Origin of the sequence: Collinsella aerofaciens (genome assembly GCF_040926405.1) — a bacterium.
Lineage (GTDB): Bacteria > Actinomycetota > Coriobacteriia > Coriobacteriales > Coriobacteriaceae > Collinsella.
Map to the genome: position 1 here is coordinate 171,766 of NZ_JBCOIG010000003.1, position 7,986 is coordinate 179,751.

Here is a 7,986-nt window from a genome sequence, read left to right on the forward strand (position 1 = left end):
TACTTTGCTATAACTTGACAATAATCGGCCCGTTACCATCCGGGATATAACGGACCCCAAGCCAACGCTGGCTTGGGGTCCGTCTTGTACCATGGCTCTTTTTGACTATGAGCGCTCGTATTTCGTGGCCCGCCCGGTTCCCTGCCTTACGATTGCATTCCGTTCAAGCAGAGATTCGAGTGCCGCCAACGTCCGCATGCGGCTCAGCCCCGTCTGTTTTTCAATCTCGCTTCGCGACATAATTCGACCGCCCGACAAGGCTTTGAGAACCTGGACCTCTTCCTCGGACCCTTCAAGAGCATCGGTAACGGGCAATGTGACGGCCACCATGCCGCCGCGAACATCAAAAATTGGTTGATTGATCGAATCGCGATAGGCACGTCTAATGCGCGCGATTCCCGTACCAAATTTCTCGATGTAATCCAGCTTTAAGAAGGCCTCTGCAACGATGGGGTTTCTGAGCACGGATATCTGCCCATACAGGTATTGTTCCGTCGTCAAACCGGCGGGCAGCGATCCAGGAGAGGTCACAACGACGCGATCATCGTACAGGGCAATTTGAACGTTCGCTCGAACGTCCCACGTCCGATGCACCAAAGCATTTGCGACAGCTTCGCGAAACGCCTCGAGAGGAATTCGATCGGTTTGGACGCGCTCCATCCCTTCGATACGCTCATAACGGTAGTAGCGTGCAAACATAGCTACCGCCCTGTCCACCTGCTCAATTGCGGATACATTTGTCGCCGTCTCGCGATCCAAGATCACATCCTCGGTATCGCCAAAACGGACGCAGTCGATGCCCGGAAAATCATTCTTATCCGCCAAAATCGCCGCGGCATTGGTATAGCCATCCTTGCCGAGCAAGCGGAGCGTACGCATGATATCCGGCGTTAACTCGGAAATGCCGAGGTGTTCAACACACTTATGCTCGAGCGTATGAAAGCCCAAGTCCTGGCGAGCCGACGTGAGCGCGTCGAACGTTACGTTGCTGCCTTCGAGCGTCAGCCTGCCATACTCAAACCGGTCGACCTCCACCGTTGCCGAATCGTTTCGCCTGTAGGCCTTTCCCTTGCTTCGATAGGGTTTGTCCTGCCCCTCATAAACCGTAAGGATTACGGTCCCGTGTTTCTCATCGGGCTCGAGCGTGTAACGGGGAGCGGGGTCCAAGCTGTCATTAATCATGTTCTCGATGCGGAGACACTCTGCGACCGGATCTGCAAGGCCGACAACCACGCCCTCGTCATCAACGCCAAACTCAATCTTGCCCGTCCCATAGTTTGCATAGGCGCTCACCGTTTTAAGAAACGTCGGCGTAACGCTTTCCTTGTATTCGACTGTAGGGCTCTCTCTAACAACCATATGCACAACCCCCTCGTTTCGTACCATTCATAACCGTATTATAAGACGAAAACCGTTTGCGTATTGATTTATCCAAGACGCAAACGGTTTTCGTCTTGATTTGCGTACGGAATCAAGACGCGTAATTTCGCTTTCGTATGGCTCAATATCGGACGCAGACAGTTTTCGTCTGTCAATACGCCTGCAATCCAAACGAAAAGAGCCCCGAGCTCGTATGAACTCGGAGCTCTTTGTGCCGCACATCTATGAGAGGAGCAATTCGATGCGTACGGACGCTACTCCATGAAGCCGCCCTGGGATGGCGGCGACCTCGTCGAAGAGACCATCCGCACTCACCGTGGCGTGGCCGACGCCATCGCCGCGCGCAATCCCACCGCCGCGCACGACGCGATGTATCTGCACCTGGTGTATAACCGCAACATGATTGCGGAGGGAGCAGAAGCAAAAGGCATTTAGGGCCCGACAATAATCTTTCTTTGGCAAAACGCAGGCGGCGGCTGCCCAACACACAGGGCAGCCGCCGCTTTTTGCAATCGATTGGTGCAAAGGGAGTGACTAGAGCTCGCAGGCAACCTTATAGCCATCGCCGATGGCATCGCGGATGTTGCCGCACTTGTTGGCGTCGCCCAGCACGTGGGTGGTAACGCCGGCAGCGGCAAGGTCGTCGGCCAACTTGGTATTGGGACGATAGCCCATGGCAAGCACCAGCGTATCGGCACCGGTGATGGTGTGGACCTCGCCGTCCTTTTCGTAGCTGATAGTGTCCTCGGTAATCTCGGTCACCTTGGCCTCTGTCAGCACATGAACGCCCTTGGAGAGCATGCGCGTGATGAGCACCGCGCGACCGGCACCGCCCTCGTTGGCGGCAAGCGTCTTGGTCATCTCGATGACGGTGACATCGCGATTGGCCGGCGACAGGTCGTTGACCAGCGGGGCCAGGTAATCTGCCGTCTCGCAGCCAACGGTGCCGCCGCCCACAATGACGATCTTCTTGCCCGGGAAAGCCTTGCCACCCAGCAGGTCGTCAGCCGTCATAACCTGCTTAAAGCCCTGCATGAAGGCCGGAGCGATGGGCTCGGCGCCATAAGCCAGGACGACCTCATAGCCGGCATAGTCGCGCTGAATGTCCTCGGCAGTAAGCTCGGTGCCAAATATGCACTTCACGCCCGCCTCGGCCAGACGACGGTACTGATACTTGATCACGCGGGTGAGCTCCTGCTTTGCTGGCGGAACGGCCGCGATACGCATCTCGCCGCCCGGCTCGTCCTGCTTATCCACGAGCACCACGTTGTGACCGCGCTTGGCGGCAATGAACGCCGCCTCCATGCCCGCGGGGCCGGTGCCCACAACGAGCACGTTCTTGGCCTTGGCGGCAGGCTCGTAGCCGGCCTCGTCGCGCTCCACGTCCGGGTTGACGGTGCAGGAGATGCGCTTGCCAAACATAATGCCATTCAGGCAGCGCAGGCAGCCAATGCAGGGGCGGATGGCGTCAGCGTTGCCGGCAGCGGCCTTGTTGCAGAACTCGGCATCGCACAGATTGGCGCGGCCCATCATGCAGATGTCGGCAGCGCCGTCCTCGATCAGCTCCTCGGCGATCCAGGCCTCGTTAATGCGACCGACGGTGGCGACGGGAATGTTGACGTGCTTTTTGATCTCGCGCGAGCAGGCGGCATGCGAGGCCTGCTGGGTACCGGCGGCGGGAATTGCGGAGCCGCGCTTGATGGTGGTGCCACCCGACACATGAATCATGTCGACGCCGGCCTTCTCCAGGCGACGCGAGACGTAGATCATGTCGTTGAGGGTCAGGCCGCCATCAGTGTACTCATCGCCCGAGATGCGGACGTCGATGATAAAGTCCTTGCCGCAGCGCTCGCGAATCTCGGCGATGACCTCGAGCAAAAAGCGCATGCGGGCGTCGAGCGAGCCGCCGTACTCATCGGTACGCTTGTTGTAGAGCGGGGTCAAAAAGCCGCCAAGCATGCCGTGGGCATGCGCCGCATGGACCTCGACGCCATCGACGCCAGCCTTCTGCATACGCACGGCAGCGTCGCCAAACTGATGCGTGAGCTCGTGAATCTCGTCGACCGTGATGGGGCGCGGTGCCTCGCGGGCGTAAGACGGGCCCACAAAGGACGGAGCGATCAGGCGAGGCGTGCCCGGAATGTTAAAGGCCATGTAGGCGGGGTGGAAGAGCTGCGGCATGATCTTGCAGCCATACTCGTGGACGGCCGCGGCGAGCTTTTCCCAGCCGGGGATAAACGTGTCGTCGTAGCAGCACATGTCACCCGGCAGATAGGTATAGGTGGGCTCGACCGTCACGACCTCGGTAATGATGAGGCCAACGCCGCCCTTGGCACGGGCACGGTAATGATCGACCAAGTCGTCGGTCACATAGCCATGATCGGCCAGGTTCGTGGATACCGGCGGCATAAAGACGCGGTTCTTGACCTCGGTCGTACCGACCTTGATCGGGCTAAAGAGCATCGGGTAGGCGGATGACTCCATACAGGCTTCCTTTCGTTTAAGCCGCTCGGCGGCAGTTGCTAACGTACTTATCGTATCAGCAACCGCCGCGTCCGTACCCGCTCGCACTCCCCCGCCTTTAATCCAATCCCCACAAAAAGTTGCGGTGGAATACGGAGTAGATGAGACTTTTGCCAGCCAAAACAGTCCGTATTTCACCGCAACTGATGGGCGGGGTGGACTTGAGGGCTCAGATAGTCAGTCATGCCCTCATCCGCCACTCCCTCACCTACAGCGCGCCGTCCAGCATAAGGTTCACCTTGAGCACGTTGACCGTGGGCTCGCCGAACACGCCGAGGAAACGGCCCTTGGTGCACGCGGCAATGATGTCGCGCACCTCGTCCTCACTTTTGCCCGTGGCCTTGGCAAGGCGCGGGACCTGGTACTCGGCGGCATCGGGAGAGATCTCGGGGTCGAGCCCTGAGCCGGAACACGTCACCAGGTCGACGGGCACAGCGTCCATATCGGCATCGGGGTTGGCGGCGCGGATCTTCTTCACGCGCGCATCCACAAGCTGCCGATACTCCTCACTCGCCGGGGACAGGTTGGATGGGGCACCATACGCCATGAGCTCGCCATCTTCGCCTTCGAAAATTGACACGTTCTGGATGCGGCCCCACATGTGGTCCTCATCCTCGAAGTTCTGGCCGATGAGCTCGGAACCCACAACCTTGCCGTCGACCGTAATGAGCGAACCGTTCGCCTGATACGGGAACGCAACCTGGGCAATGCCGGTCACGACAAGCGTATAGCCCAGGCCGCAGACAACGGTAAACAGCGCGAACACGCCCAGTGCGCGCGATGCAACACCTTTGAACATACAAACCTCCACTTACATAATGCCGCAGAACGCGAGCAGCATGTCGATGAGCTTGATGAATACGAACGGGGCAACGATGCCGCCCAGACCCCACACGAGCAGGTTGTGGGTCAGCAGCTGTCCGGACGGGACCTCGCGGTACTTAACGCCCTTCAGCGCGGCCGGGATCAGCGCGACGATAACGAGCGCGTTATAGATGATGGCCGAAAGAACCGCGGACAGCGGGCTTGCCAGACCGAGGATGTTGAGGGCGTCCAACCCGGGGTAGATCGGCGAGAACAGGGCCGGGATGATAGCGAAGTACTTCGCCATGTCGTTGGCCACCGAGAAGGTCGTGAGCGAACCGCGGGTCATGAGCAGCTGCTTGCCGATACGCACGACCTCGATGAGCTTGGTGGGGCTGGAGTCGAGGTCGACCATGTTGCCGGCCTCCTTGGCAGCCTGGGTGCCCGTGTTCATGGCCACGGCGACGTCGGCCTGGGCCAGAGCGGGCGCGTCGTTGGTGCCGTCGCCGGTCATGGCGACCAGGTGCCCCTCACGCTGGAACTCGCGGATCTTCTCGAGCTTGCCTTCAGGGGTGGCCTCGGCCAGGAAGTCGTCAACGCCGGCCTCGGCGGCGATTGCCGCGGCGGTGAGCGGGTTGTCGCCCGTCACCATGATGGTCTTGATGCCCATCTTGCGCAGGTCGGCGAACTTCTCCTTAACGCCGGACTTGATGATGTCCTTGAGGTACACAACGCCCAGCACGCGGCAGTTCTTTGTCACGACCAGCGGGGTGCCGCCGGCCTTGGCGATGCGTTCGACGGCCTCGTCGCACTCCTTTGAGAACACGCCGCCGGCTGCCTCCACATAGGTGCGCACGGAATCGGCAGCGCCTTTGCGGATCTCATTGCCCTCGTAGTTCACGCCGGACATACGCGTTGCCGCGGTGAACGGGATAAACTCCATACCCTTATCCTCGAGTGTGCGGCCGCGCAGACCGAACTGCTCCTTGGCGAGGACGACGATGGAGCGGCCCTCGGGGGTCTCGTCGGCCAGCGAGGAAAGCTGGGCGGCATCGGCCAGCTCCGCGGGATCGACGCCGTCGACCGGGATGAACTCGGCGGCTTGGCGGTTACCCAAGGTGATGGTGCCGGTCTTGTCGAGCATGAGGATGTCGACGTCGCCGGCGGCCTCGATGGCGCGGCCGGACATGGCCAGCACGTTGGCCTCGTTCAGACGGCTCATGCCGGCGATGCCGATGGCGGAAAGAAGGGCGCCGATGGTAGTAGGAGCCAGGCACACGAGCAGCGCCACGAGCGTGGTTACGGCCGTGGGGTTGTCCATGTCGTTAAGACCGACCGAGAAGCAGGAGTAACAATACAGGGCCAGCGTGACCAGGATAAAGACGATGGAGAGGGCCACCAGGAAGATCTCCAGAGCGATCTCGTTAGGGGTCTTCTTGCGCGCGGCACCCTCAACCATCGCGATCATCTTGTCCAGGAAGCTCTGGCCGGGCTCACTGGAGATCTTGACGATGATCCAGTCGGACAGCACCGTGGTACCGCCGGTAACGGCAGAGCGGTCGCCGCCGGCCTCGCGGACCACGGGGGCGGACTCGCCGGTGATGGCGGACTCGTCAACGGAGGCAGCGCCCTCGATGACGTCGCCGTCGCCGGGAATCTGCTCGCCGGCGCGTACGATCACCAGGTCGCCGCGCGCGAGCTCGGTGCCGGGAACGACGGTGAAGTGCTCCTTGTCCTCAACGGACTCGATGCGATGGGCCTCGACATCCTTCTTGGCCGCACGCAGGGAATCGGCCTGGGCCTTACCGCGGCCCTCGGCAAGCGCCTCGGCGAAGTTCGAGAACAGGTCGGTAAGCCACAGGATGACCGCAATGGCGACCACATAGTAGGTGGGCACACCCGCGTCCTGCACACCGAAAATGGAAGCGACGGCCAGGACGGAGGTCATGACGGCGGAAAGCCACACCAGGAACATGACCGGGTTTTGAATCTGGACGCGAGGATCCAGCTTGGCAAACGAGTCGCGGACCGCGCGGCCCATCATGTCTTTTTGCATAGTCATAAATCTGCACCCTCCTTTACGCAATCATCTGGAAGAACTCGGCAACGGGGCCAAGCGCCAGGGCCGGGAAGAAGCTCAGGGCACCGATCAGCAGAACGATGAACACGAGCAGGAATACGAACATGCCGTTGGTGGTAGACAAGGTACCGGCGCTCTCGGCGACCTTACCCTTCTTGGCCAGCGAGCCGGCGATAGCCAGCGTACCGATGATGGGCATGAAGCGGGCGAACAGCATCTCGAGGCCGAGCATGACGTTGATCCAGGGAATGTTGCAGTTCATGCCTGCAAACGCCGAGCCGTTGTTGCCGCCGCATGAGGTGAAGGCATACAGCGCCTCGGAGAAGCCGTGCGCGCCACCATTGTTGAGCTGGTCGGCAAGACCGGGCACCATGCAGGCGATGGCCGAGCACACCAGAATGGCAAACGGAGTTGCCAAGCACAGGACAACTGCCCAGCGCATCTCGCCCGGCTCGATCTTCTTGCCCAGGAACTCAGGCGTGCGTCCGACCATGAGGCCGGCGATGAACACTGTGAGGATGGCGAAGCCGATCATGCCGTACAGGCCGCAGCCCACGCCGCCGAAGACGACCTCGCCCAGAGCAATCTGGAGCATCTGGACAAAACCGCCCAGCGGGGTGTAGGAGTCGTGCATGGAGTTAACCGAGCCGTTGGAAGCAGCCGTCGTGAAAGCAGACCAGGTAGAAGAGGAGGCGATACCGAAACGGCTCTCCTTGCCCTCCATGTTGCCGCCGGCCTGGCCGTCGGTCATCTCGATATTGACCGCTCCGCCATCGGCCAGCTGCGGGGTGCCCGCATGCTCGTTGACGGCGATGATGCCGGTGAAGATCACCAGCAGGATGAACATGGCGGCAAAGATGGCCTTGCCCTGCTTGGTGTTCTTGACGCCGATACCGAAGGCGAAGCAACAGGCGGCCGGGATCAGCAGCAGGCTGGTCATCTCGATGATGTTGGTGAAGGCACTGGGGTTCTCATACGGATGGGCGGAGTTCACGCCGAAGAAGCCGCCGCCGTTGGTGCCGGACTGCTTGATGGCGACCTGAGGAGCCGCGGGACCCTGGGGCAGGAACTGCTCGGTGACCACGCGCGCGCCCTCGACAACCTTGCCGTCGACCTTGACCGTGTCGCCCTCGATCTGGGCGCCGTCGATGACGCTCCAGCCGCCGTCTGCATTAGGCTGAACAGCGACGGGTTCTACG

General features: G+C 60.7%; 6 protein-coding genes. 1 reads left to right on the top strand and 5 read right to left on the bottom strand.

Features of this window, described 5'->3' with window-relative positions; all coding sequences use genetic code 11:
• Positions 1 to 105 precede the first annotated feature (105 nt).
• Positions 106 to 1,359, bottom strand: coding sequence for an ATP-binding protein (locus AB5758_RS02555; protein ID WP_320676412.1), 1,254 nt, complete (start codon positions 1,357 to 1,359; stop codon positions 106 to 108).
• A gap of 282 nt (positions 1,360 to 1,641) precedes the next feature.
• Here AB5758_RS02555 and AB5758_RS02560 point away from each other — a divergent pair, with 282 nt between their 5' ends.
• On the top strand, positions 1,642 to 1,815 hold the full coding sequence (locus tag AB5758_RS02560; RefSeq protein WP_320676414.1) for an FCD domain-containing protein: 174 nt from the start codon (positions 1,642 to 1,644) through the stop codon (positions 1,813 to 1,815).
• Positions 1,816 to 1,914: 99 nt separating this feature from the next.
• Here AB5758_RS02560 and AB5758_RS02565 read toward each other — a convergent pair whose 3' ends face one another.
• The 4 genes from AB5758_RS02565 to kdpA all read right to left on the bottom strand — a co-directional run.
• Positions 1,915 to 3,864 carry an oxidoreductase gene (locus tag AB5758_RS02565; RefSeq protein WP_320676416.1) on the bottom strand — a complete coding sequence of 650 codons (1,950 nt, stop codon included), beginning with the start codon at positions 3,862 to 3,864 and terminating at the stop codon, positions 1,915 to 1,917.
• A 247-nt stretch (positions 3,865 to 4,111) separates the two neighbouring features.
• Positions 4,112 to 4,702 (bottom strand): potassium-transporting ATPase subunit KdpC, encoded by a 591-nt coding sequence (gene kdpC, locus AB5758_RS02570; protein ID WP_161115485.1) that lies wholly within the window; start codon positions 4,700 to 4,702, stop codon positions 4,112 to 4,114.
• A gap of 12 nt (positions 4,703 to 4,714) precedes the next feature.
• Complete coding sequence (gene kdpB, locus AB5758_RS02575) at positions 4,715 to 6,769, bottom strand: potassium-transporting ATPase subunit KdpB (protein WP_225093205.1); 2,055 nt, start codon at positions 6,767 to 6,769, stop codon at positions 4,715 to 4,717.
• A gap of 16 nt (positions 6,770 to 6,785) precedes the next feature.
• Positions 6,786 to 7,986: potassium-transporting ATPase subunit KdpA (gene kdpA, locus AB5758_RS02580; protein WP_368155351.1), on the bottom strand; the 1,201-nt coding region annotated here is incomplete at its 5' end.

Excerpts from the sequence above, each read along its gene's own strand:
- AB5758_RS02560 (WP_320676414.1), top strand. The coding sequence starts at position 1,642 with ATGAAGCCGCCCTGGGATGGCGGCGACCTCGTCGAAGAGACCATCCGC.
- kdpB (WP_225093205.1), bottom strand. The coding sequence starts at position 6,769 with ATGACTATGCAAAAAGACATGATGGGCCGCGCGGTCCGCGACTCGTTT.
- AB5758_RS02565 (WP_320676416.1), bottom strand. The coding sequence starts at position 3,864 with ATGGAGTCATCCGCCTACCCGATGCTCTTTAGCCCGATCAAGGTCGGT.
- kdpC (WP_161115485.1), bottom strand. The coding sequence starts at position 4,702 with ATGTTCAAAGGTGTTGCATCGCGCGCACTGGGCGTGTTCGCGCTGTTT.
- AB5758_RS02555 (WP_320676412.1), bottom strand. The coding sequence starts at position 1,359 with ATGGTTGTTAGAGAGAGCCCTACAGTCGAATACAAGGAAAGCGTTACG.